The organism is Geobacillus sp. WSUCF1, assembly GCF_000422025.1.
GTDB lineage: Bacteria > Bacillota > Bacilli > Bacillales > Anoxybacillaceae > Geobacillus > Geobacillus zalihae.
In genome coordinates this window covers 1-26,005 of record NZ_ATCO01000118.1, presented here as the reverse complement: position 1 = coordinate 26,005, position 26,005 = coordinate 1, and the positions used below count along the sequence as shown (strand labels likewise).

The 26,005-nt window shown below is 46.6% G+C and carries 20 protein-coding genes and 1 pseudogene; all 21 read right to left on the bottom strand.

The window, feature by feature from the left end; genetic code table 11:
- Positions 1 to 71 precede the first annotated feature (71 nt).
- Positions 72 to 1,067 carry an endo-1,4-beta-xylanase gene (locus I656_RS04915; RefSeq protein WP_033006091.1) on the bottom strand — a complete coding sequence of 332 codons (996 nt, stop codon included), beginning with the start codon at positions 1,065 to 1,067 and terminating at the stop codon, positions 72 to 74.
- A 2-nt stretch (positions 1,068 to 1,069) separates the two neighbouring features.
- Positions 1,070 to 3,187: a glycoside hydrolase family 52 protein gene (locus I656_RS04920; RefSeq protein WP_033006090.1), complete on the bottom strand. Its 2,118-nt coding sequence runs from the start codon at positions 3,185 to 3,187 to the stop codon at positions 1,070 to 1,072.
- A 72-nt stretch (positions 3,188 to 3,259) separates the two neighbouring features.
- Positions 3,260 to 3,874 carry a polysaccharide deacetylase family protein gene (locus I656_RS04925; RefSeq protein ID WP_033006088.1) on the bottom strand — a complete coding sequence of 205 codons (615 nt, stop codon included), beginning with the start codon at positions 3,872 to 3,874 and terminating at the stop codon, positions 3,260 to 3,262.
- Positions 3,875 to 3,897: 23 nt separating this feature from the next.
- Positions 3,898 to 4,944, bottom strand: coding sequence for an aldose epimerase family protein (locus tag I656_RS04930; RefSeq protein ID WP_020755804.1), 1,047 nt, complete (start codon positions 4,942 to 4,944; stop codon positions 3,898 to 3,900).
- 115 nt (positions 4,945 to 5,059) lie between these two features.
- Positions 5,060 to 5,926: a carbohydrate ABC transporter permease gene (locus I656_RS04935; protein WP_015374982.1), complete on the bottom strand. Its 867-nt coding sequence runs from the start codon at positions 5,924 to 5,926 to the stop codon at positions 5,060 to 5,062.
- A gap of 14 nt (positions 5,927 to 5,940) precedes the next feature.
- On the bottom strand, positions 5,941 to 6,810 hold the full coding sequence (locus I656_RS04940) for a carbohydrate ABC transporter permease (RefSeq protein WP_013145180.1): 870 nt from the start codon (positions 6,808 to 6,810) through the stop codon (positions 5,941 to 5,943).
- Between the two features lie 62 nt (positions 6,811 to 6,872).
- Positions 6,873 to 8,198, bottom strand: coding sequence for an extracellular solute-binding protein (locus I656_RS04945; RefSeq protein ID WP_015374983.1), 1,326 nt, complete (start codon positions 8,196 to 8,198; stop codon positions 6,873 to 6,875).
- Between the two features lie 104 nt (positions 8,199 to 8,302).
- Entirely contained in the window at positions 8,303 to 9,082 is a 780-nt protein-coding gene (locus I656_RS04950) for a response regulator (RefSeq protein ID WP_033006086.1), read from the bottom strand.
- Positions 9,082 to 10,803 carry a sensor histidine kinase gene (locus I656_RS04955; RefSeq protein ID WP_033006083.1) on the bottom strand — a complete coding sequence of 574 codons (1,722 nt, stop codon included), beginning with the start codon at positions 10,801 to 10,803 and terminating at the stop codon, positions 9,082 to 9,084. The genes I656_RS04950 and I656_RS04955 overlap by 1 nt, the downstream gene beginning before the upstream one ends.
- 224 nt (positions 10,804 to 11,027) lie before the next feature.
- Positions 11,028 to 12,968, bottom strand: coding sequence for a glycoside hydrolase family 127 protein (locus tag I656_RS04960; protein WP_050572317.1), 1,941 nt, complete (start codon positions 12,966 to 12,968; stop codon positions 11,028 to 11,030).
- Positions 12,965 to 14,176, bottom strand: a complete 1,212-nt coding sequence (locus tag I656_RS04965) for a sn-glycerol-1-phosphate dehydrogenase (RefSeq protein WP_020755797.1) — start codon at positions 14,174 to 14,176, stop codon at positions 12,965 to 12,967. Before I656_RS04965 ends, I656_RS04960 begins: the two co-directional genes overlap by 4 nt.
- A complete protein-coding gene (locus I656_RS04970; protein ID WP_015374988.1) occupies positions 14,173 to 14,973 on the bottom strand; it encodes an HAD-IIA family hydrolase in 801 nt (266 codons plus the stop codon). Before I656_RS04970 ends, I656_RS04965 begins: the two co-directional genes overlap by 4 nt.
- 25 nt (positions 14,974 to 14,998) lie before the next feature.
- Positions 14,999 to 16,051 (bottom strand): aldose epimerase family protein, encoded by a 1,053-nt coding sequence (locus tag I656_RS04975; protein ID WP_020755795.1) that lies wholly within the window; start codon positions 16,049 to 16,051, stop codon positions 14,999 to 15,001.
- Positions 16,052 to 16,073: 22 nt separating this feature from the next.
- Entirely contained in the window at positions 16,074 to 17,069 is a 996-nt protein-coding gene (locus I656_RS04980) for a Gfo/Idh/MocA family protein (RefSeq protein WP_020755794.1), read from the bottom strand.
- Positions 17,070 to 17,131: 62 nt separating this feature from the next.
- Positions 17,132 to 18,639: pseudogene (locus tag I656_RS0116110) on the bottom strand (alpha-N-arabinofuranosidase).
- Between the two features lie 39 nt (positions 18,640 to 18,678).
- Positions 18,679 to 18,945 (bottom strand): DUF6171 family protein, encoded by a 267-nt coding sequence (locus I656_RS19305; protein ID WP_075261719.1) that lies wholly within the window; start codon positions 18,943 to 18,945, stop codon positions 18,679 to 18,681.
- A gap of 20 nt (positions 18,946 to 18,965) precedes the next feature.
- Positions 18,966 to 20,453, bottom strand: coding sequence for an alpha-N-arabinofuranosidase (locus tag I656_RS04985; RefSeq protein ID WP_049777096.1), 1,488 nt, complete (start codon positions 20,451 to 20,453; stop codon positions 18,966 to 18,968).
- Between the two features lie 296 nt (positions 20,454 to 20,749).
- Positions 20,750 to 23,314 carry a LamG-like jellyroll fold domain-containing protein gene (locus tag I656_RS04990; protein ID WP_020755789.1) on the bottom strand — a complete coding sequence of 855 codons (2,565 nt, stop codon included), beginning with the start codon at positions 23,312 to 23,314 and terminating at the stop codon, positions 20,750 to 20,752.
- Between the two features lie 692 nt (positions 23,315 to 24,006).
- Entirely contained in the window at positions 24,007 to 24,870 is an 864-nt protein-coding gene (locus I656_RS04995) for a carbohydrate ABC transporter permease (protein ID WP_020755788.1), read from the bottom strand.
- 30 nt (positions 24,871 to 24,900) lie between these two features.
- Positions 24,901 to 25,512 carry a carbohydrate ABC transporter permease gene (locus I656_RS0116105; protein WP_235048640.1) on the bottom strand — a complete coding sequence of 204 codons (612 nt, stop codon included), beginning with the start codon at positions 25,510 to 25,512 and terminating at the stop codon, positions 24,901 to 24,903.
- 11 nt (positions 25,513 to 25,523) lie between these two features.
- Positions 25,524 to 25,823 carry a carbohydrate ABC transporter permease gene (locus I656_RS19300; protein ID WP_020755786.1) on the bottom strand — a complete coding sequence of 100 codons (300 nt, stop codon included), beginning with the start codon at positions 25,821 to 25,823 and terminating at the stop codon, positions 25,524 to 25,526.
- Positions 25,824 to 26,005 lie beyond the last annotated feature (182 nt).

Below are 26,005 nucleotides of genomic sequence, written 5' to 3'. Positions count from 1 at the left end.
TTTTGATTATTCACAAAGAGAGGAACCCTTATTTGCTGTTCCCCTCTTCGCCGCGACGTGAAGCAATATCATCAGACACTCACTGCCCGCCAAAAAGCTGGTTTCGGTTTATGCTGTTCATCGAACAAAAGCGGCCAGTTTTTTCTCCCCTGCACTGGAAAGTTATCGAGCCATGTATGGTCATCAGCAATTCCCCAAAATGTGACACTTTGAATAACATCGCGATACTCCTTAAACAAAGCGAAAATTTGCCCATACCGCTCTGCTTGCTGTTCGATCATTTCGTTCGTCGGGACAGCCAAATCGGTTCGACGATCGTGAAATTCAAACATGGATACATCGAGTTCCGTAATATGAAGAACAACGCCAAGGGACGCATATCGTTCAATGGCCGCACGAATTTCATCAAGCGACGGGCGAGTCAAGCTCCAATGCGCTTGCATCCCGATGCCATGAATCGGAATGCCTTTATCACGCAGCGATTTGACAAGTGCAAAAATTTTTTCTCTCTTTTCCGGAAAACATTCATTATAGTCATTGTAAAAAAGCAGTGCATCTGGGTCAGCTTCATAAGCGTAGAGAAATGCTTGTTCCATAAAATCGTCCCCGATGATTTGTCGCCACTTCGACGGCCTCAACAATTCGTCTCCTTCGTCGGCTACCGCTTCGTTGATGACATCCCAACAATATATTTTTCCCTTGTATCGCCGTACAACAGTTGAAATGTGACATTTCATCCGCTCAAGCAACACATCCCGACTGACGAAATGGCCTTGACCATCTTGAAACACCCAATCCGGAGTCTGGTTGTGCCATACAAGTGTGTGCCCTCGAACCGCCATTCGGTGCGAACAAGCAAAATCAACAATCCGATCCGCTTCCTGAAAGGTAAATTTCCCTTCTTCCGGCTGAAGATGCTCAAACTTCATATGGTTCTCTGCCGTAATACTGTTGACATGATCGATCAACAACTGTTTTTGCATCTCGATCGTCACAGGATTGACCGCCGCCCCGATGCGGAAATCATTCGCGAATACATCGCGGAGGGAGGGGAGGGAGCTGTTCATCTTCATTCCCCCTCCTCCAACCATAAAATGCTCGTCACGCCGCGCGGATAATATTTGCTGCCGCTGATTTCGCCAGCGATAATTTGGTCGCTCCAACTCCAAATGGAGAGCGTCGGATGCGTGAGCCACGCAACATGAGCCGCATCAGCTCGTTTTCCTTGTTCATCCCATTCCCACCCTAAAATGTGACGGGCAATAAACTGGCATAAGTAAATTTTGCTCAACCACGAGTTGTTGCTTGTCGAGGAAATTTTCCATCCCCCATCCGGGAATAGGCAAATTCCTTCCCGCAACACATATTGCAAATGTTGTCGCAGCGCACGAATATAGTCTCCAAAACGTCCGTCTTCTCTTAACGCCTCATGGCAGTTCGTAAAGTAAGGAAACACAAGCCCCTCAATAGCCGGAATGATTTTCGAGTCATTTCCTTCTCCCATCACAGCTGGGATATACCCGTCCTCCGTCACGTGACTGACAATCGTCGCGGCGCATTTTTCCGCCTGCTTCCCCGCCAGCACAGCCAGCTCCTCTTTACCGACATCGCGGAACAACTTTTCGAGCGCCACATAGGCAGCCCAACATTTTCCTGCCAAATATAAATTGTTGCGCGCCTGGCCGAGGGAAACATCCAAACTATCATACGTTGTGATTTCCGCTCCACCCATGGTGCGGGTGCTGTCAAGCCCCATCACGCCGTTCCGCTTTTCTGGATCCGGATGATCGCGGCGCACCATGCTTTCGAGACATTGTTCCAAGATCGTAAGCCGCCGGTCGCGCCATGCCCAGTCTTTCGTTTGTTCGATGTATACCGCCGCGCAAAGCACCCAGTTGACGAGCTGTTCGTGCGTCATATGTGAAAAGCAACCGCTGATCCCGTATAGCTCATATGACGAGTAATGCGGGCGTGAGAACGTGTTGGCGACTCCCATATCATGAGTGAAGCTGATGCCGCCGGGATATTCCGTCTCATCTCCTGGGAAACGGACACGATCCTCATAGCTGTAGCGCTCGACATAAAAGTCAAGCACATTTTTCACCGTCCACGGATTCATTTTCAATTCAAAAAAGAGCTGGTCGACAGTGAGATCAAACGTATTCATCATCCGGTACTCGCCTTCATTGACGACCCAAATCGGCTTTCCTTCATGCTCAAGCAGCTGTGTATTGCCATAGTAGCTGCGGATCGCGTGCGCCATCATAAACTTTTGATCATCGGAGAGCCATTCTTTTTCAATGAGTTCATTCGAACGGAACGCCTGCTCCTTTAACACCTCGGCCTGCTCTAACGCATAAAGACCGACTTCTTCGATATTACGGAAGAAACGGGTGTAAAAATAAGAGGCATCCATTCCTGCGGTAACATAACCACCGCGGTAAAAACAAACAGCAAATTGATACGTTTTCTTTTCTCCCGCCGGCACATCCGCAATTAATGCACCGACTTTCCCGAGCCCAAACGTCCAGTTTTCTTCGAGAGTCGCCGTTAAGATATCCTCCATGCTAAAATGCAGTGCTGAACGAACGCCCTCATCCTTGGATGCAATGCCCAAAATCCGCCCTTGACCGACCCCTCGCAACTGCGGGCATGTATCATCGATCCGCCGCATCGAGGTATACGGGTCGGTGCCTTCGAATCCGAAAAACGCCCGTCGTGTTCTTGTTCCGTTCGTGTTATCGATCGTCATCTCGACAATGACAGCTGGGACCAACGCCAGCTTAAGCTCTTCCTCGGATGCCGTTTCCGGGTCTGGTACGGCCTTCACCGGTGAATAAATCGTCAACGTCAAGTCCCCGGCTTTCCATGTATCCGTGGCAACGCGAAATTCGCGTTCGATCCGCTCTTTCGCAAATGGAATCAGGATGTTTGGTTTTTGCGGATTCGGATCAGGATTTTCAATGTCATATCGTTTGCTTTCATCCTCGCCTGCTGTTTCCGCGAATGGAAGGATATGATACAGCCCCGGCTCATGCGGCGACTCAACGCCAATAAAGACATTTTGCCGTGGCGGTCGGGCAAGTTCCAAATCTAGTCCTCCGCTTTTTCCTGGGAATCCTAGCGTAAAGCTGGCAAACGCCCCAACCGGCGAGTGATGGGCGTTGAAAAATACATTGGTTGGCATGAATAGCTCACTCTCCCCTTTTCTTACTATGCATGCGATCAATCATCAGAGCATCAGAGAACTGCTACTTTTTCATCTGCTTCCAGCTTGCAGCTCCAACAATTCGCTGACCGTGACCAATTTGTAACCTTGCGAATACAATTCGGATACGAGTATATTGACAGCCTCGATCGTCTGCGAACGATCTCCAAATCCGTCATGAAAAAGCAAGATGCTCCCGTTTTTTATATGGGGGCGACTCTTCCGAACAATATAGTCAACTCCTGGCTGTTCCCAGTCTCGGGCATCCGTATTGAGCGCACCGATCATTTGGTAGCCGAAATGGTTGCACATCGAAACAACAGTTGCATTGTAGTCAAGATAAGGAGGACGGAAAATCGTGGGCTTCGCTCCAGTCATCTCGGTAATGATGGCATCCGTCCACTCCATTTCTCTCAAAGCCTCATCTTCCGTTAGAGAAGTGAGGTTAGCGTGAGAATACGTATGATTGCCAATTTCATGCCCTTGCGCCTTGACCGCCTTTACAACTTCCGGATGCTTCTCCATCTGGCTTCCGATCATAAAAAAGGTCGCTTTTCCAGATGCCTTCTCCAATATCTCCAACACGTTCAATGTATAAACCGGATTCGGTCCATCATCAAACGTCAGGGCGACCAATCTGTGCGGCGTCTCTACATGTTCAATCATTCCTCTATCTTTCCTCCATTGATTCAAATGATGCCAAACCGATAGACCGTCGTTGATGCTCGCTCTTGGCCAGCTGGCAATACGATCGACGGAAACTGCGGATGATGAACCGCATCCGGCAGTCCTTGCGTTTCCAGGCAGATGCCTAAATATTTCCGCGACGGCACGCCGCCCAAATCCAGCCCCTTCGGCAATTGGTTTGACGTATACACGACGACGCCGACCTCATCCGTCTCCACCGTCAGCACCCGCCCGCTCTCCGGATCGGAAAGCACAATCTCTTTGTCATGATGCCGATCGAGCCAAAACGGATGGTCATAACCCCCGCCGACGAGTGCAATTTGCGGATGCCCCGATTCGACCGCCTCCCGGATCGTCTTTCCTTGCCGCAAATCAAACGGCGTTCCAGTGACATCCAAGACGCGGCCTGTCGGAATCAGCTCCTCATTCAATTCGAGCACACGCGAGCTTTGGATTGTCAACGTGTGGTCCAATATATCGCGCTTGCCGTTGCCGCTTAGGTTAAAATACGTATGGTTCGTCAAATTGACGAGCGTCGTTTTGTCCGAACGAGCCCGGTACGTGACGGTCCATTCGTTGTCATTGTTGAGCCAATATTCCACTTGAACATGAACCGTTCCCGGGTACCCTTCCTCCCCGTCCGGGCTCGTGTACGAAAAGACGACGCCGACCGCATCGTCGCGCTGAACGGGCTCGGCCTGCCACAGCACGCGGTGGAATCCGTTCGGCCCGCCGTGCAGATGGTTGTTGTGTTCGTTTTTCGCCAACCGGTACGTGACGCCCTCAAGCTCAAAGCTCGCTCCACGAATGCGCCCCGCCACCCGGCCGATCACGGCGCCGAAATAAGGGGCGTTCTCAACATACGGTTCAAATCGTCCAAACCCGAGCACGACGTTTTCGATGTTGCCGTTCCGGTCGGGAACGCGGAGGTCCGTCACGATGCAACCGTAGTTTGTCGCCGACAGTTCCATGCCGCGGTCGTTTGTCAACGTAAATAAAAGAACATCTTTTTCGTTGAAACAAGACCATGTTTCTTTCCTAATCCGCAACCTCTCTCCCCCTCTCCAACGATGGAAAAAGCAACGATTTGATCATTTTCATCATACTATATTTCATTTAGTTTGTATATAACACAAACAAACTTAACCACAATCACATATGACATCATCCTTTTACCGAACCGGCAACCAATCCTTCAATAATTCGATCGCTCAAGAATAAGTACACAATCAAAATCGGCAAAATGCTGATCACCAAAGTCGCGCCGATCGCCCCCCAGTCGGTGAGATATTGGCCGACAAAATTATTGACTCCGACTGTGATCGTTTTCCATTTTTCCGAACTAATGAACGTGTTGACAAACACAAACTCATTCCAATTGTAAATCATGTTGATAATAGCTGTAGTCGCAAGAACAGGCGCTGTCATCGGCAATGTGATGCGGAAAAAAATGCGATGAACAGAGCACCCGTCCATTACCGCCGCTTCTTCGATTTCGCGCGGCAACGACTGATAAAATCCTAGCAAAATCATAATCGTAATCGGCAAGTTAAAGGTCGTATACGAAAGGATGATCGAAACGGGGTTATCAATCAAGTTCATTTTATTATAAATATTAAACAACGGAATGAGCGTCGAATGAAGCGGGATCATGTAAGCGATCATAAACAGGGCCAATACAACACCTTTGAATTTCCACTCCATTCTGGTCAAGGCGAACGTGACAAAACTGGCTAAAATCAAAGTCAATACAACAGCGACGATCGTATACCAGACACTATTGAAAAAGTATTGGTTGATCCCTCCATCAAACCAAGCATTTATATAATTTTCCCATCGCGGAGATTTCGGCAAAGCGAACGGAGACATTCCAAATACTTCCTGATTCGTCTTCAACGACAATAAGAATAACCATACTAACGGATATAATTGAAGAAGCGCTACGACAACCAAGATAAAGTAAAGAATTCCCATTGCGATTTGTCGTAAAGGAGAACGAGGCTTGGAATCTAAGATTTTCTTTTCTTTCATGGTCAATTCTCCTTTTATTCTTGATTGACTCTCAACATTTTTTGAATCATCCAGGTCGCTCCCATGCTAAGGATGAGCAACCCAAAACCAATCGCACTTCCATACCCGAAGTTGAATTTCCCAAACGCTTCTTTATACATATAAGAAGCAATCACTTCCGTGGCATGCCCCGGGCCGCCTCCGGTCATGACGTAAATCAAATCAAAATATTTCAAAGACCCGACAACGGCTAGAATCACCAATACTTTTAACACCCCAGAAATAAGGGGCACCTTAATTTTGTAGGCAATTTGAAAGGCATTGGCACCATCGATTCTTGCAGCTTCAATCAATTCTTGGGGTACATTGATCAAAGCCGCATACATAATAATGATGTAAAACCCCGCATACTGCCAAACGATCGGGATGAAAACCGAATATAGCGCCATATCCGGATCCGCCAACCAAAGTGGAGTCTCTTTTATCCCAAACATAGACAATAAACTGTTAATCAGCCCATTCATCGGATCAAAAATCTTAATCCAAAGTTGAGCGATGGCGACAGACGACATAAGCATGGGAATAATATAAATTTTTCTAAACAAATTCCCTCCCTTAATTTTGCTCGCTAATATTAAAGAAACGATTAAATAGCCGATCAAACTGAGAACGGAAAACAACGCCAACAAGACGGAGTGCCAGGTGCTCTCCCAAAACAGCTTGTCATGAATAAGCTTTTTATAATTTTCCAAGCCGATGAACTTCATCTGGCCTACCCCGCTCCAATCCATCAATCCATAATATCCCGTCAGCGCAATCGGGATATAAATCAAAAACAAGACAAGGAGAAGCGACGGCAGGACATAAAGAATGATGGCTGTTTTATTGGACATAACATTTTTCATCGCTGATAACTCCTTCTTTACAAATAAGGGGGCATGTGTTGTTCCAGATGCCCCCAAAATTCTTATTTGTTGGCTTCCTCCGCCAACGCGTCATCATGTTGTTTCGCAAATTCTTCTGGAGTGATTTGTTTGCCAAACAGGGCCGTCATTAAGTCATGGTGCAGCTCAGAAACATTCGGGCTTGCTTGGGTGTCAAACCAAGTCGTAATGTTTGTTGCATTGTTAATATCATTCAGGACATCAAGATACATTTGTGGTACGTCCAGTCCTTCTGTATCAACTTTCATAGCCGGAAGAATGCCCGCGCCTTCAACAGAACGTTTTCCCCACTCTTTTACGAGATAAGCCGCAAAATCTTTCGCTTGTTCTTTATGTTTTGAGTTTTCTGCAACGAATGCACCTAACCCAGGTCCACCAACATAGCTGTTGATGTCCGTTCCTTTGCCGCCTTCATACAGTGGGAATTTAAAGTAACCAACCTTCTCTTTAAACTCTTGCGGCACATCCGGGCTGGTTGTAAAGTTCGGCAACTCCCATGTGGCCGTTAAGAACATGGCTGCCTTTTCGTTTAGGAAATAACCTTTAGCATCATCATTCGAGAAGGCAGTGTTCCCTTTGACAAAGAACCCCATATCCACAAGATTTTGAACTTCTTTTGCCGCTTTGACAATAGCTGGGTCAGACATTTTCACTTTTCCTTGAATGACATCGGTCAAAATCGTCGGGCCGCCAATCCGGTCAGCGAGGTACATAAACCACATCGATGCCGGCCATCCGTCTTTTGAACCGACTGTGGCTGGAATCACCCCATGCTTGATCAACGTTTTCCCAATGTTTTTCAAATCTTCAAAGGTTTTCGGTTCCTGAAGACCATATTTTTTGAAAATCTCTTTGTTGTAGAAAATATACGTGATGTTCATCTCCATTGGAAGCGCATACGATTTGCCGTTAAAGGTATACGCTTCTACCGTTCCAGGTACAAACTGGTCTTTAAATTCTTTTTCGATAATATCATTTAGCGGCGCAAATTGTCCTCCAGTGGCGTATGGTTCGGCAAAACCGTTCGACCACGTCAACCCTACGTCAGGCAATTCATTCGAAGCGGCCAACACTTTTAATTTATCCCGATATTGATCCGGATTTAATACCTCTACATCAATCTGAACATTCGGATGCTTCGCTTCATAGTCTTTAATAATCTCCTCTACAAGATTGTAGTAAGCGGTTGAACTGCCTTTTGGCCAGTCGTGCATAAACTTCAAATGAATTTTCCCGTCTCCGGATTTCCCCTCGCTCGCAGAATCGCTCGACGAAGAAGAACAACCAGACAGCACAATCCCCGCCATCAACATTAGCAAAACCAACCATGTGAACGCTTTCTTTTTCATAAACTGTACCCCCTTTTCTATTCTTTGCTTGCAAATACAGTCTACCATCATCATGAAGGGGGAAAAAGGCAACAACCATTAGGAAAAGTACCAGTATTTTTAGATTACTTTTCTTTTTGACTTTTTCGATAGCTGCTCGGAGTCTTTCCCTCCATTTCCTTAAACAAATGAATAAAATATTTCGCTGTTTTGTAACCGCACTCTTCCGCAATCTCTGATACAGCCATATCAGTCGTCATCAACAGTTCTTTAGCTCGCTGCATTCTTCTTCTTGTGAGATATTCGCTGAATGTGAGTTTCATTTGTTCTTTAAACAGCGTGCTAAAATAGCTTGGATTCAAATGGACGTGCTCCGCCACTTCTTTTAGTGATATATCATCTTTTAGATGCCGATCAATAAACTGGATGGCCTCGCGAATCGGTTCACGAGTTTGGGGGTGACGGTCAAGGGCATCGATGAGTTTATCGTCAATCAATTGTTTCATCACTCGTTCCCTTTCCTTTTGCTCGGAAACGTGGATCGCTCTTTCTACCGCTTCGAATAATTCGCTTTTTTTCACCGGCTTCAACAAATAGTGTAATACCCCAAGGCTGATGGCTTTTTGCGCATAATCGAAATCAGGGTAAGCAGAAATGAGGATCACTGCCGGAGAATCGTCTTTTTCTCTCATTTTCTCTAACACATCAAGCCCGGTAATTTCCGGCATCCGAATATCTGTCAATAACACGTGCACTCGCTCTTGCCGCAAAATGTCAAGCGCTTCTTGGCCATTGGCAGCCGTTATGATTCGGTGTTTGCCGGAGGCCCATTTTTCCAACAACCGCTTCATCCCTTCTCTCGCCCTCGGCTCATCATCCACAACTAAAATGGTCTTCTCATGCATCATTTTTCACCTCCGTTAACGGGAATTCGAATCGTGACTTTTGTGCCTTTGTTTTTATGGCTGTCAATCGTTATGCCATCGCTCGTTTCTTTCTTGTAATAAAGTTGGAGACGTTTTTTCACATTATACAATGCCATTCCTTTTCCTTTCGCTTCTCCTGTATGCATAGCCTGTTTCACCGCCTCGAGCCTTTCTTCATCCATTCCAACTCCATCATCTTCCACCATGATCTCCAGATGACGATCCGAAACTGGCTTGACAGCCACGATAATGGTACAAGGGGCTGACCGGTTTTCCGAACCATGCACGACCGCGTTTTCGACTAACGGTTGAATCAACAGTTTTGGGATTTTGACATTTTCCCATTCCTCAGGCAGCGACAAATGCCACTTGATGCGATCGCCAAACCGAAATTTGATAATGTCCATATAATTTTCGATATGGCGAAATTCCTCTTTCAATGTAACCCAATCATCGTTCACATTTCGGCTGATGGTGTAGCGAAACAGCTCTGACATGGACACAACGACATCTGCCAACTCTTCTTCTCCCTTTTCTTCTAACGACCACCGCAGCGACTCCAACGTGTTGTACAAGAAATGAGGGTTGATTTGCGCTTGAAGCGCTTTCAATTCACTTTGGCTGCGAACAATCTCTTTTTGATACACCATTTTGATCAAATGATTCGTTTCTCTCACCAATTGGTTATAGGTGCTATTCAGCTCCCTGATCTCATTGACCGTAACCATCTTCGGATCAACTGTTAATAACCGCTCATTCGCCAGCCGCATCGTTTTCGTTAATTGAACAATCGGCCGTGTAATGATGGTCGAGAGAAGCAGCGAACATAAAAAGTAAACAAGCATCCCGATAATGCCAGCGAAAATGATCCCAAACCGAATGCTGTTCACTCCCTTGGTCAGGGCACTGACAGGCGTTAATATGAAAACGGTGAACCCTTTGTTGGAAGACTGCTTTGTTACCATGTATTCGGTTTGATTTATTACCGTTGCTGACCGTTGATTTAATGAAGATACATCAGTTAAGCTGGAATTATTTGAAAAAATAACCTTTCCTTCCGGATCGGAAACCAATACGTATTGCCCCGTGTTCACCTCAGTAATCGCGAAATACGGCTTGTAAATTCGCACAAGCAAGTATCCCCCGTTGGCAAAATGACGCTCCATCAACGTAATGCGCCGTATCGCTAAATAAAATTGCGGGTTTCGCGGATCTTCTCCGATCCATACAAGTCTGCCTTTCGCGCGATCCGCTTCATAAATCCATTTCACGTTGAGACGTTGAAACATCTTCATAGAACTGTCTAGGGGAAACACTTGCTTTAAATCTTCTGTATAGAGCTCGACAGAGTAAATGCCCTCAGAGTTGGCTTGGATATTATTAACCACACTTTTTAACCTTTGCAATTCTGGAAACGTCACTTTCTCTCCCCCATGGATTCGTTCAAATAATCGTTGAACTTCTTGATTGGTCATCACAAACTTTGTCGCTGTATTCAACTGTTCAAACAATGAATCAATCCGACCGCTCGCTTCAATAGCTGTCTGCTTGATTTGGTTTTCAGCGTTGTTCCGAATCAACAGGGACACTTGCTTGAGCGTGATCATGCTGACGAGAGACAGCACAATCACCATGACAAATAGGAATACGACCAATATCTGATTTCGCAACGTGTTCCATTTTTTTAGGTAGCTAAGCATGGCGATGTCCCTTCCTAACGGAAAAGAGTATGTGAAAGACAAATCTCTTTAATTACTAGTATAGTGGCTTCTACATAATTTGTATAGAACACAAACAAAGATTGTCGAAACAAAAAGCTGATCGTGTCCGGTTCATCAACCATCCGACCAGCTCATTCATTCACCTTGGTATTTCATCTTCATTTCCAAATCATTTCACACAGTGAATAGCAACATCGATAGGTCTATTTCTCATTCACCCACACCGTCATCTCCCCTTCCCCACGGTTGCACCAAGCGTAATAAGGAATCGCTCGGAACGGAACTTGATAGGTTCGGGGTTCAATCGGCCGATACAACTCATCATTCCATGCCGACTCATCGACCCGCTCGGCGGTGCCTGTGATTACCACGACCCCTTCTAGCAAGTCCGGCTCAAAGTGCGCTTCCAACTGGGCATCGCGCGGGAGGAACAAATTTGCCAAATTCGGTCCGTTATCGACTTCTTCCAAACAATACACAATCGGCCCGCGCTGCAACGCAACTTTGCCGGCATTGACGCGCACTTGGGGATGCGCCTTAATCCGCTCGACCGGCATCGAGAAGTGAAGGACCATTTCATCCCCTTGCCGCCACACTCGACGGATATAAGCGTACCCTTTTTTGGTCAGCGGCGCAATGTCTACGTTTTCCCCATTGATCGTTACCTCCGCTCCCCGGCACCATCCAGGAATGCGCAATCCAAGTGTAAATTCCTGAGCTGATTCCGCCGAAACCGTCAATCGAACCGTTCCATCCCAAGGATAATTCGTCTCTTGCACGATCTCGACTGACCGACCGCCTATTTCCGTTTGAATGTTGCTGCCGACATAAAGGTGGACGAACAACGCATCCGATGTTTGTGAATAAATATAATGGCCGATCGAGGCGATGAGACGGGCCAAGTTCGGCGGGCAGCACGCACAGCTGAACCATTTTTGCCGCACCGGTTTCACATGGCGTTTGTCATGGCGTTCACATGCCTTCGGCCACACTTCGAGCGAGTTGACATAAAAGAATCTCTTGCCGTCCAAATCCATGCCGCTGATCGTTCCGTTGTATAGCGCCCGTTCCATCACATCCGCGTACTTCCCATCCATCTCCAGTTCCAGCATGCGGCGGGCCCAAAACACTAACGCAATTGACGCGCACGTCTCGGCATAGACCGTATCATTCGGCAAATCAAAATCAAACGTAAACGATTCGCCAAAAGCGCTCGAGCCGACGCCGCCCGTGATATACATTTGCCGTTTCGTCACGTTTTCCCATAACGTTTGGCATGCTTGTTTCAACGATTCGTCTCCCGTTTTCGCCGCCAGTCCAGCCATGGCGGTATACATATAGAGCGCCCGCACCGCATGCCCGACAGCTTGTTTCTGTTCCCTGACCGGAATGTGCGCCTGATGGTAACGATACCCGCCGTCATACCAAAATGGCTTCGTTTCCCCTCTTGCTTCTTTTTCCTGATCAAAGTAATGAGGTTGCTGCCCGCGCTGATCAATAAAATATTGGCTCAGTTTTAAATAGTTCTCGTTTCCAGTCGCCTCATACAATTTCAACAGCGCCAACTCAATTTCCTGATGTCCGTCGTATCCAGGAATTTGGCCTTCCCCGCGGCCGAATACCGTACCGATATAGTCGGCATATTTGCACATAATGTCTAAAAAGCGCCGTTTGCCTGTAGCCTGGAAATAAGCAACTGCCGCTTCGATCAAATGGCCGGCGCAATACAATTCATGGTTGTCCCGCAGGTTGGTCCAACGTTTACCGGGTTCCTTGACCGTATAATACGTGTTGAGATAGCCGTCCGGCTGCTGGGCGCGGCCAAGCAGCTCAATCACGTCATCCGCGAGTGCTTCCAATTCCGAGTCACGCTTTTCCTCGAGTAAATACGCCACCGCTTCGAGCCATTTCGCTACATCGCTGTCTTGAAAGACCATCCCATAAAATTCTCCATCTGATTCGCCAGCGGCAATGCGGAAGTTTTTGATTGCATGGCTCGGTTCAGCATCAGGAATGCGGTCATTGAGCGCTTCCCACTGGTAAGGAACGACTTCGTTCCGGACGACATCGATATATCGTTTCCAAAACCGATCGTTGACATTTGCCCTTATTGTAGCTTTTTCCACTTTGATTCCCCCTATCATGTTCCTAAAACCCATTCATTTAAAAAGTAGAGAATCGTAAAGCGGTTCGGACGCAATCGATGAGCCTCCCGCAGACTCCGTTCAACCAACGGAAGATCGATGCCGAGTTGTTCCGGAAAAGCGGCACCTCCTACTTTCTCTAACATGGCCCGAATACGATCTGGAGAGGGCAACGATTCAAGCAGTTTCTGAATAGAAGCCGCATTGGCTTTGAGTCGTTTCCTTGCAGTTTCGTCTATTGATTTCGGCCGTTCTTCTAGTTTGTTCCATAACGGCCAAAAAACGCGTTGATAGTGTTCAATGATCATCGGAGTCGCTACGCCAACCTTCGCCCCGTGCAGCACTTGCCGTTTGTTCCGACGCAAAAATTCCATTTCCCAGTAGTGGGACAGATGGTGTTCCGCTCCCGATGCCGAGTACGATTGCCCCATGAGCAACATCGCAATGCCCGACTGCAGCAACGCATTCATTAATACACGAATCCCTTGTTCACCGCCATCGGCAATGTCATCAATATGGTCGACACATGCTTTGAGAGATTGTTCGGTAAGCTGGTGAACAAATGGACAATAGGGCTCATCGGCCATCCAGTGGGCAAACTGCCAGTCGACCAATGACGTATACTTCGCCACCATATCGCCAAATCCAGCGGCGATCATCTCTTTTGGAGCCCGGGATAACACATCCGTATGAGCAAACACAGCGACCGGCGCCTGTGCTTGAATGGTTTTTTTCACCCCACGAATGATGAGCGGAGCTCCCATTGACGTAAATCCGTCCACCGATGGGGCAGTGGGGACAGAAATGAACGGAATCTTCATTTTATAGCTGCTAAAACGGGTAATGTCATGAATCGTCCCTGCTCCTGCCGCAATGAGAACATCGACATCGTCGGGCGTTTCCAGAAGCACTTGCACAATCGAACGTTCATCGGCGATGACATCCCCATTTTGATCGGGTTGCACGAGGCATATTGTATAGCGGATCGATTTGTTTTCCAGTTCATCACACAATGACTCCCCTGCTGCGGCAAACGTCCGCTCATCGGCCACCACGGCCACCTTCTCATACCGCTTATGACGCAAATAAGCAACGAGCTGCTCAAACGCGTCACATCCCACCGCCATCTGTTCGATCGGGATGTCATAATGACGGTGGCCACAATCGCATTGTTTCACCAATGGCACGATTTCTTCTATTGAATTCACTGCACGATCTCCTTTCCGAGCCCCACGATATCATAAATGGAATCCATCACATAATCCGGCCGTTCTTTTTCCCTCCATGCCTCTAATTCGTTGCGCTTCGTATTTCCTGTCAGCACAAGAGCGGTTTTCATACCGTACATTCTCCCCATGCGAATATCCGATTCCACGCTGTCACCAATGACGAGACAGCGGTTAGGAGGCACCTTCAGCTGGCGCAAAGCGGTTTCGACCATAAAGCAAGAAGGCTTCCCTAACACAAGTTCCACTTTTCGGCTCGCCGCCGCTTCAATCGCCCCGACCATCCCGGCGACATCAATGGCATTTCCATGTTCACTCGGAAATGTTTTATCGATGTTGGTCGCAATGATTCGCGCCCCATGATGGACAGCACGAAATGCCAAATCCAAATCGCGATACGTCATCGTTTCATGCAGCGTGATGATGAGAAAATCCGCGTCTTCGGGAGCTGGCGCCAACGGCACCTGGTGATGCTGCAGCTCTTCACGCAATCCTTCGTCGCCTAACGTCCAAACTTGGCATAGCGGATAATGTTTCCGCAAAAATTGGGCTGTTACCGTTGAGGATAAAATGATGTCTTCCTCCCCGGCCGCAATTCCAAACCGTCCAAGCCGTTCATGGCACATGCGCCGCGACCAATTGCCCCGGTTACTGACGAACACGATTCGTTTTCCAAGAGAACGGAGGTAGGCAACCGCCTCATTCGCATGGGGAATTAGTTCATTTCCTCTCCATATCGTCCCGTCAAGATCGATCAACACCCCTTCGATTTCCTCCATCAAGAGTCATCCGCCTCCTATCCGTCTATGACGTCCGCACACCAAACCGGTAGACCGTCGTTGATGCTCGCTCTTTGCCAGCCGGCAATACGATCGACGGAAACTGCGGATGATGAACCGCATCCGGCAGTCCTTGTGTTTCCAGGCAGATGCCTAAATATTTCCGCGACGGCACGCCGCCTAGATCCAACCCTTCCGGCAACTGGTTCGATGTATACACCACCACGCCGACTTCGTCCGTCTCCACCGTCAACACTCGCCCGCTCTTCGGGTCGGAAAGCACAATCTCTTTGTCATGATGCCGATCGAGCCAAAACGGATGGTCATAACCTCCGCCAACGAGTTCAATTTGCGGATGCCCGGATTCGACCGCCTCCCAGATCGCCTTTCCTTGCCGCAAGTCAAACGGCGTGCCGGCGACATCCAAGACGCGGCCTGTCGGAATCAGCTCCTCATTCAATTCCAGCACACGCGAGCTTTGGATTGTCAGCGTGTGGTCCAATATATCGCGCTTGCCGTTGCCGCTTAGGTTAAAATACGTATGGTTCGTCAAATTGAGCAAAGTTGTTTTGTCCGAACGAGCCCGGTACGTGACGGTCCATTCGTTGTCATTGTTGAGCCAATATTCCACTTGAACATGAACCGTTCCTGGATACCCTTCCTCCCCGTCCGGGCTCGTGTACGAAAAGACGACGCCCACTGCATCGTCGCGCTGGACGGGCTCGGCCTGCCACAGCACGCGGTGGAATCCGTTCGAACCGCCGTGCAAGTGGTTGTTGTTTTCGTTTTTCGCCAGTTGATATGTGATTCCATCAAGTTCGAAGCTCGCTCCACGAATGCGCCCCGCCACCCGGCCGATCACGGCGCCGAAATAAGGGGCGTTCTCAACATACGGTTCAAATCGTCCAAACCCGAGCACGACATTTTCGATGTTGCCGTTCCGGTCGGGAACGCGGAGGTCCGTCACGATGCAGCCGTAGTTTGTCGCCGACAGTTTTATGCCGCGGTCGTTTGTCAAGGTGAACAAGAGAATATCGTTTCCATTCAGTTCGGACCACTTTTCGTATGTAATGTTCATCTCGATTCTCCTTCCTTTATAACTATAACCGCACGATCGCTCCCGTTTTCATCGATGTGCGGCAAGCATCGAGCGCCCGTGCTTGTTGGATCATGCGCTCCAGGGAATACAACAGCGGCGTTCCTTCGAGAACGGCGCGTGAAAAGTGCTCGATTTGCAGCGCGTATTGATCGCCTGACACCGTTTCCTCGCGTACGTTCCCATCAGCCGTTGCGACCGTAATCCGTCCCTCTCCATCATCCACATCCGGTCGATACGCCCGAGAAACAACAATGTTTCCTTTCGTGCCGATGATTTCGTACTCATTTTTGAAGAACATATCGAAGCTGCACGTGAACTGCGCAAGAACACCGTTTTCCATCCTCATCCAACCGTTCGTCGTCAAATCGACCGAATGGTGTGAATCAAAATGGGACTGAACAAATAGTTCAATAGGTTCGGCGCCAAGGATGTGTCTTGTCGAGTGCACACAATAACAGCCGACATCGAACAGACTTCCCCCGCCAAGCTCATCGTTCATGCGAATATTCGTCTCCCGGTCTTCCAGGTAAAACGAGAAATGGGTGCGCATGTACTTGACATCGCCGATCTCGCCAGCAGCTAGAAGTTGCTTCACCCGCTCGTGCTGCGGGTGGAATTGGTACATGAACGCTTCCATAAATAAAACGCCATTTTCCTCGCACACCTCGATCATGCGCCGGACATCTTCTGCGCATAAAGCGGCAGGTTTTTCACAAAGCACGTGCTTTTTCTTCTTCGCCGCTTTGATCGTCCATTCAGCGTGCAGGCTGTTTGGAAGCGGGATGTACACTGCGTCGACGTCCGGGTCATCAAGCAGCTGGTCATAGCTGTCATACGCTTTCGGAATACCGAGCTCCTTCGCCGCTTGTTTAGCTTTCCCGCTCTCACTCGCAATGGCCACGACTTCAGCGTAATCCGCCCGACGAATGGCGGGAATCATCACGTCTTTGGCAATGGCAGCTGTACTCATAATACCAAAGCGGACTTTACATCCCATATTTCGTATCTCCTTCCCGTTTTCAAAGGGATAGGCTGGCCATCAGACCAGCCTTCACTTCCTTATCGTTTTCCTAAACGAATGACGTTCCACGACAACTTCGGCAACGTCGCTGACACTTTTCCAGCGGACATCTGAGCGTCGCCGTTGCGATGCGGAACAACCGGGGACGACTGCGCCGAATTCGTTTGTTTCACGTTTTCATGCTCCAAAACGATATGCTCAATGACGCGATAGTCTTCAAAACTGCGAACATCGCATTCGAGCAGCAACGCATCGTCCATATCACGGTTGACGGCAAAAATCGTCACTTCTTCTTTTTCTTCATTGTAAACCGCAATCGATTCTAAGTATGGCACATCGGTGAAGTCTTTGCTGTCGTATTTCGGGCTCGAGATGACCGGATGCAACGCCACCCCTCTGCCGTAAACCGAGGCATGCATAAACGGATAGTAAATGGTTTGCTTCCATGCCGGCCCGTTCGGTTCCGTCATGATCGGTGCAATGACATTCACTAACTGAGCCAAGCAGGCAATTTTCACCCGATCGGCATGTTTCATGAGCGTAATAAGCATGCAGCCGACAAGAAGCGCATCTTCAAAGTTATAAATATCCTCCAACAAAGGCGGCGCCACCGTCCACGGTTCAATTTGCTTATCCGCCTCATTCGAATGGTACCATACGTTCCATTCGTCAAACGAAAGATGAATCGTCTTCTTGCTTCGTTTTTTCGCCTTCACGTAATCGGCAATGGCCACAACCGAACGGATAAAATCATCCATTTCCAGCGACAGCGCCAAATAATTGGCCGTATCATTGTCCCGGTTTCCATAGTATTGATGGAGAGAAATATAATCGACGTACTCATACGTATGATCAAGAACGGTCGCTTCCCATTCCGCAAACGTCGGCATATTCCGGTTCGAACTGCCGCAGGCGACGAGTTCAATGGTCGGGTCGACCCACTTCATCACTTTTGCGGCTTCGCATGCAATCCGCCCATACTCCACTGCTGTCTTGTGGCCGATTTGCCACGGGCCGTCCATCTCATTGCCCAAGCACCACGTTTTAATTTTATGGGGCTCTTTATAGCCGTGGGAAATACGCAAATCGCTGTAATACGAGCCCGATGGGTGGTTGCAGTATTCGACTAAGTTGCGAGCTGCATCAATGCCTCGTGTCCCTAAGTTGACAGCCATATTTACTTCGGCCCCGACCATCTTGGCCCAGTCCATAAATTCATTCAACCCGATTTCATTCGTTTCCACCGACCGCCATGCCAAATCCAACCGCCGTGGCCGCTTTTCTTTCGGCCCAACGCCATCCTCCAGTTGTAGCCGGACACAAAATTCCCGCCCGGATAGCGGATGATTGGCACTTGCAGCTCTTTGACCAGCTCGATGACATCTTGCCGGAAGCCGTTTTCATCGGCCTGCGGATGTCCCGGCTCATAAATCCCTCCGTATACAGCGCGGCCGAGGTGCTCGATAAAAGAACCGTAAATGCGTTTGTCGATTTCAGCGATTTTGAAGTCTTTTTCGATGATCATCGTTGCTTTTTTCGTAGCCATCTGCCACTCTTCCTTTCTATTTTTTATCAACTTGTCAATCTATTCTTCCCTTCCCCATTTCGCCCTTCCCGGAAACGGGCAACATTCCCGCCTCCATTTTGCCTGGTAATGGACAAGATACCCGCTATAGGCGCAAGTTGTGCCATATTGGAGAGAGGAACAACTTCTGCATATATTGATCCTTTTCTCATATACGTCATCGGAAACGAGTGCTGAACGATCAATTTGTTCAATGAGCGGATCCATCATTTCCCGTGTAACGATGACGCTGCCCGCGCAGTCTTGGCACCAATTTTTTTCTTCCATATTTTCCGCCGCCTTTGTCTTCATTGTCGTTCAATCAAAGCCGCTTTATTTTCAACAATCGCTAAAGTGACGACAGACATGGGCGGAAGTTTGGCCATCAGTGTATGTTGGCCGAGCTCTATTTGACGGAACGGTTCGGGCTTCACTGCATCCGGCTTTTCAAATGTATTATGGGCATTCATCTCATTCGCTGTTAACATCGTGCCGAATACTTGCTTGCGTGCGAGGCTGTCTCCACGAAACTCTAAATCTACTACCGCCTCATTTCGATGATCAATATTGCATAAACTGATATGGACAGTTCCTTCCCCGTTCTTGGATGCAGTGATGCTTACTTGCGGCAACGTTTCCCCGCGATGCTCATACTCGGCACATGAAGACTCTATTGCCAACAACTCGGCATCTTGGTGAACCTTATACATGTCAAACACATGATACGTAGGCGTGAGAATCATTTGTTCCCCTCTTGTCAAAATGACCGCTTGCAAGACGTTAACCGTTTGCGCGATATTCGCCATTCGCACTCGATCACAATGGTTATGGAAAATATGAAAATGGAGAGCTGCGACAAGCGCATCACGGATTGTATTTTGTTGATATAAGAATCCCGGATTCGTGCCCGGTTCTACGTCATACCACGTTCCCCATTCATCCACAATGAGCCCGACGCGCTTTTCCGGATCGTACTTATCCATAATCGTGCTATGCCTCGTAATCAATTCATCTATATATAATGCTTTTTTCAATGTAATAAACCACTCATCTTCTGTAAAATCCGTGGCGGAGCCTTTCCCGAGCCAAAAGTCCCCAGGAATTGTATAATAATGAAGGCTCAACCCATCCATAAAGCGGCCGGCATTTTTCATTAAAACTTCTGTCCAGTAATAGTCATCTACATTCGCACCACAGGCAATTTTATAAATTTGATTGTCCCCGTAATTTCTGACATATGTTTGATAGCGGCGATACAGGTCGGCGTAATATTCAGGGCGCATATTCCCTCCGCAGCCCCAGTTTTCATTCCCGACCCCGAAATATTTCAACTTCCACGGCTTCTCCCGCCCATTCTCCTTGCGCCAATTCGCCATTGGCGATTCTCCATCAAATGTCATATACTCAATCCATTCTGACATCTCTTGAACCGTGCCGCTGCCTACATTGCCGCAAATATAAGGCTCGCATTCAAGCATTTCGCATAACATCATAAACTCGTGAGTGCCGAAATGATTGTTCTCAATCACCCCTCCCCAATGGGTGTTAATCATTTTTTTGCGCTGCTCCCTTGGGCCAACCCCATCCTTCCAATGGTACTCATCCGCAAAGCAGCCGCCCGGCCACCGTAGAACCGGAACTTTTATGTTTTTCAACGCTTGCAATACATCGTTGCGAATCCCATTTGTATTCGGAATCGGAGAGTCTTCTCCGACCCAAATTCCTTCATAAATGCAACGCCCAAGATGTTCCGCAAAATGGCCGTAAATGTTCTTGTTGATGGTTCCTTTTGGCATGCCGACGTTTATTACCGCTCTGTTTCTCACAATACCTCTCCCATTCCTTTCATTAATGTTATGTAGACATTTGCTTCACCAGTGTCAGATTATAATTTGTACGTACTATAGAAGACATTAAACAAAGTTAAGGTATATTTGTACGTATAAATTTCAATTCGATTGTATCACAACCTTTCTTTTTTTCAAGGGGGCTTTCAAAATTTTCGAATCGTTCGCAACACCTCTGCTTTGCCGCCCTATCCATCGATGGAGATGCGAGCCCCCTTGGAAAAAGCCAAGGGGACTTCTCTGATTTATTCACTCGTTTGCGCCAAGTCAGTCACTTGGGAAGGAGTTAACGCGCCCTCGTAAATGCGCAGTTCGTCAATCAATCCTTTGAATGGAGGATCCCACCAGTTTACCCCTAGAGCGAAGCTTGCGTTTGCGCCGGTGAAGACATCCGGAAAGTTTGTGCCGCTGAATTTTTCCACGCCGTTTATATAAACTTTAACCGCGCCGTTATCGACCGAGAACGCTAAATGTGTCCACTGACCCGTTGGGATTTTCCAAAAAGTTCGACCATCATACCATGGCGAGCTTCCTGACCATAGCATCGTATTGCCGTCCCAACCTTGCGGAACGAGGCTTACCCAATGGTTAGGATCCTTGGCGCCAAAGAAAGTTGTCGTATGCGTGGTTAATTGTTCCGGTTTCACCCAAAGCGACACCGAATATTGGTTGCTTGAGACCAAACCGTCCGGCAAGCGGATGCCAGATTGTCCGTTCAATACGGCCGCTTTCCCGATCTTGCCGTCTGCATAAGCGATCGTGCCGCCCTCGTTATCGATTCTATTGCCAGTAATCGTACCTGGTCCAAAATTGCCCGTACTATCGCTTAAGTCATTGTTATCAAAACTGTAATGCGCAGTTAACTTCGCTTCCTCGTAGGGCAGTACAGTAATGTGAAACACTTTCGTCGCTGTGGCATCTCCTTTCGTAATCGTCGCCGTAAGGGTAGCCGTAACAGGGGCTGAGCCGACTTCCGGACGATGAACGACTCCCGTCTCGGAAACCACCTTTGCGTCCGAAGTGGTCCACGAAATTACCGTATGCCTTGTTCCCTCGGTGGGAAGATGTAAGTTGGAAACCACGTGATCGGTATCACCAAGATCCAAGTCACTCGCGACATCCTCTACAATTTCCTCATCTGTTTTATCAGCCAGTTTGCTCCCCCAGATCGAGACACCTTCATTTGAAAGAGCGGTAAAGGCCATGACATAACGTTTGGAAGTGGGATCCCATTGACGTACAAATACCCCGTCATACGTTTCTCCATCGATTGTGATTTCTGCTTGATTATGTCCGATTTTTCTCCACGTCCCAGTGGCATCCCCGGAAATGGTGTTATTTCTGTTCAAGCGTACAAATATTTGCTTTTTTATGTCAGCCGAATAGTCTTTCCCGTGATTGATCAATTGATATTCCCCAACAACATCTTGCTTGTTGACTTTTTCAAGCTTTTCGCCTGCATACCGATATGGAGCTACAACCGGCCATCCATTTTTATTCATAAACATTTGATGGACCCGGACTTCATGATACTCACCCGATTGCGGAAAACGAGTATGAAAAACTAAAAATTGCTGGCCAGTTTTGCGGTCCAAATAAACAGAGTTATGCCCCGGAGAGACATACCCTACGCCGATTCCCGTCCCAGGATCCCCTACTTTTCGTTCGAATAAGAAGTTCCCCATAATTTTATTGCCATAAGGGGAGTTATCAACTTCTCCGGGCAAAACGGCACTTTGCCCCTTTGCATCTACGTAAGGTCCTGTCGGGCTAGTTGACCGAAACTGTCTCATGTTATAGCCGCCGTCCGCTCCTAACCAACCATATGTGACATACAAATAATAATAGTCTGTATTTTTATCGTAGACGATGTACGTCCCTTCTCCTGATTGATAATACCCGCCCGCGATCTTTATGCCGAAATATCGGTCAACAAGCCGTCCATCGGGAGTTTTTCCATCTTTGCCAGGATAGATCGGCTTGCCAGTCGTTTTGTCCATCGGCAGGACAAAAATACCGCCAGACCATGATCCGTAAGCCATCCAAAGGTTCCCTTTCTCATCATAGAACAAATTGGGGTCAATAGCGTTAGGAAAGTCTCGATTATTATACGATCCATCATTATGAAACCAATCGGCCCGCACCCCTTTCAATTTTCCTTGCTCGATCAATTTAGGAATATTCGTATTCGTCCATTTTTTATTGATTTTGCTGTTGGCATCATACGCTTCCTCTTTAGTAAATCCGGAATATACAATTGTATCCACATACTTATATGGGCCTTCGATATGCTTAGACACCGCATATCCGATGGCTGACCGAATGTAAGTGGACGAAACCGAGTAATAAATCATATAGGCTCCTTTTGTGCCGTCTTCATTGATATAGTCTTTGTTCCAAAAAACATCCGGAGCCCAAACCGCAAAACCACCCTTGCTGTCGGCATCATTTTCGCCCGCCCATGCAAAGGAACCGGCCAAATTTTTAGATAAATCACCATATAACTTATTATTTGGGGTTGTATAACCGTTTGTGAATTTCTCCCAATGAATCAAATCTGTTGATTTGACTGCCTCAATATGAGAACCAAAAACGTAATACGTATTCCCATCTTTGACGATCGACGGGTCGTGGACGGATACATTTTGAACATCGGGTTCCTTCCCGTGATCATCAAGATAAGGCTTATTACTATGTCCACCGGACTGACCGGTAAATCTGTCAGCGCTTCTCCCAATTGTGGCATTGGAAACAACCAGTGCAAGCATTAGGGCAATAAAAGTAAAATTCCGTAGTAAACTTTTACTCATTCAAGAATCCTCTTTTCTTTAACCATCCTTATCTCCCTTATTTATATAGAATCGATAATCGATATATCTTCATTTACCTTTTTAAGAGCAATATTTCCTAATGGATCCTTCCGTGTGGGAACTAAGGTGAGAACGCAATTTTCCAATCACATTTTTTCTTTTAAACATACAAATAGTGCTTACCAAACGTCGAGCAGTGTACAATATAGGAGCCTTCAACGGCCCCTACAGAAAAACTGCTTCTATATAAATGCACCTTAAACGATCACGCTGTATCCCCAAGCGTCGCATCACTTCCTCTGGGCGTTCTCAGACATCATTTTCAAACCAAGCGACAATGTGGACAACTCTTATGTGAACGTTAACCTGTCAACGAGCATGTATATAGCAATTGGCTTCCCTCTCCGACAGTTAAACGATTTTCCTGTTTGAGGATTAACCCTGATGATGCTATTTATACACTGCAATGTTCTACACTTCTCGGTTCTTACGCTTTTTTGGTGACAGCTCAAAAAATGTGAGGAATCGGCTAAACCACTCATAGCGTTTCTGGCGATTTACCTTTGGATGATCATGAAGAAGCGAACAATTATCCCATTATCTTAATTATCATTCGCTATTCACCGAATATGCGTAAGAACCACTTTTTTCTTGCAGAAGATTCCCATAATCAAAAAGTTAAGGGATAATACCTACCCTTTTATTCCTGTCATAGTGATTCCTTCTATTAGTTGTTTCTGAGCAAAGAAAAACATGAGTATAGTAGGTATTAAAGCAAGTACAGAACCAGCCATAATTAATGTCCATTCAGAAGAATAGAATCCACTAAATGAAGCAAGCACTAACTGCAACGTGAACTTTTCAGGACTGTTGATATAAATTAAGGGCCCTGTGAAATCATTATATCCTGCTAAAAACCACAAAAGTCCTTGCGTTATAATTGCAGGCTTCCCTAATGGTAACACAATTCGAGAAAATATACCGAAATGCCCCAATCCATCCAGTTTAGCCGCTTCAATTAATTCGTTAGGTATAGTTAAGAAAAATTGACGTAGAAAAAAGACGCACATGGCAGAACCGAACATCGCTGGAATCATCAAGGGTTTCCATGTATCTAGCCATCCAAGATCTCTAAAAATTATAAACTGTGGAACCATTGTCACAATCCCTGGGATCATCATTGTGGCGATAAGAAGGAAAAACAGTTTATCACGTCCTGGAAACTTTATCTTCGCAAATGCGTATGCGGCTAATGAACTAGTAAATAACCCTACGATCATCGAAGGAACAACAATCATTAACGTGTTGATAAATCCCCTAAGTAAATCTGATTCAGTCAGAACTGTCCAGTAATTTGACCATTTAAACTCCTTCGGAATAAACTCTGGAGGAATAGTAAATACGGCCCCTTCTGATTTTAAAGATGTAGAAAGCATCCATAAAAATGGGATTGCCATTGTTATAGAACCAATAATCAAAAAAACATAAGCGAATAAGTTTTTGATTTTTCCTATTTTTTTCTTATCCTTGTACCACGGAACCGCTATTGTAGTCATAAGGTTCCCTCCCTACATCTTCCGGTCATTTTAGTAATGAACCCATTTTTTACTCAATTTAAAATTGATTATTGTAATAATAAGAATGATTATCCCTAAAACCCAAGCCATCGCAGAAGCATACCCCATCTTCATATACCTAAAAGCATTTAAAAATAGATAGTATACAACTGTTGTTGTGGCATAATTCGGACCACCTTCAGTCATAATCATGAATCGCTGAAAATCTTGAAGAGCACCAATTATTGACGTAACAAGTATGAAAAACGTTGTTGGAGATATTGAAGGTATGGTTATATATATAAGTTTATGCCAACCATTTGCACCATCTATTTCTGCAGCTTCGTAAAGATCCTTCGGTACTGATTGTAGAGCAGCAAGGTACAATATCATGTTAACACCAAGGCCACCCCATACCCCTTGGATAATCATGGCAGGCATGGCCCAATGCTCATCACTTAACCACGCCGGTCCTGAAACCCCTATATAACTCAATAGAATGTTTAGTAATCCAAAATCTGAGTTGAATATCCATTTCCAAAGTAAAGTCAGTGCGACTATTGAACATACAGTAGGTAAAAAGAAAGCTGTTCTAAAAAAAGTTAGTCCTTTTATCCTTTGGTTTAAGGCTATTGCTATCATAAGGGAAAATATCATCCTATAGGGATACCTAAAGCGGCATAAAATGTGTTACCCACCGTTTTTATAAAAATATCATCTTGGAACAACTGCTTATAGTTTTCTAATCCATTGAACCTCGCAGGACTATATAAATCGAACTCTGTAAAACTCACATATATAGAAAATAGCATAGGCAAAAAGGCAAATAACAAAAACCCAACTATCGGAGAGGCAATAAACAAATAGCCCCATAGATATTCCTTTTTAAACTTTCTTTTGTTTTTGGCAACTACTATTTTTTTTGGGAAATCTAACATTAATTTTCTATCCACAATCTCACCTTCTTTCCCTTATGAAAAAGTTTTTTGCCCGAAGGAAAGGGGAGGTAATCGCCTCTCGACTTGCCAACTTTGCGGCTCTTCACCACAACATGTACTTGACAAGCAATACGGTTTCCTGCACAAAGATGTGCAAAAATCACTGATTTGTTGATTTTCCCTCACAAGCGTAAATA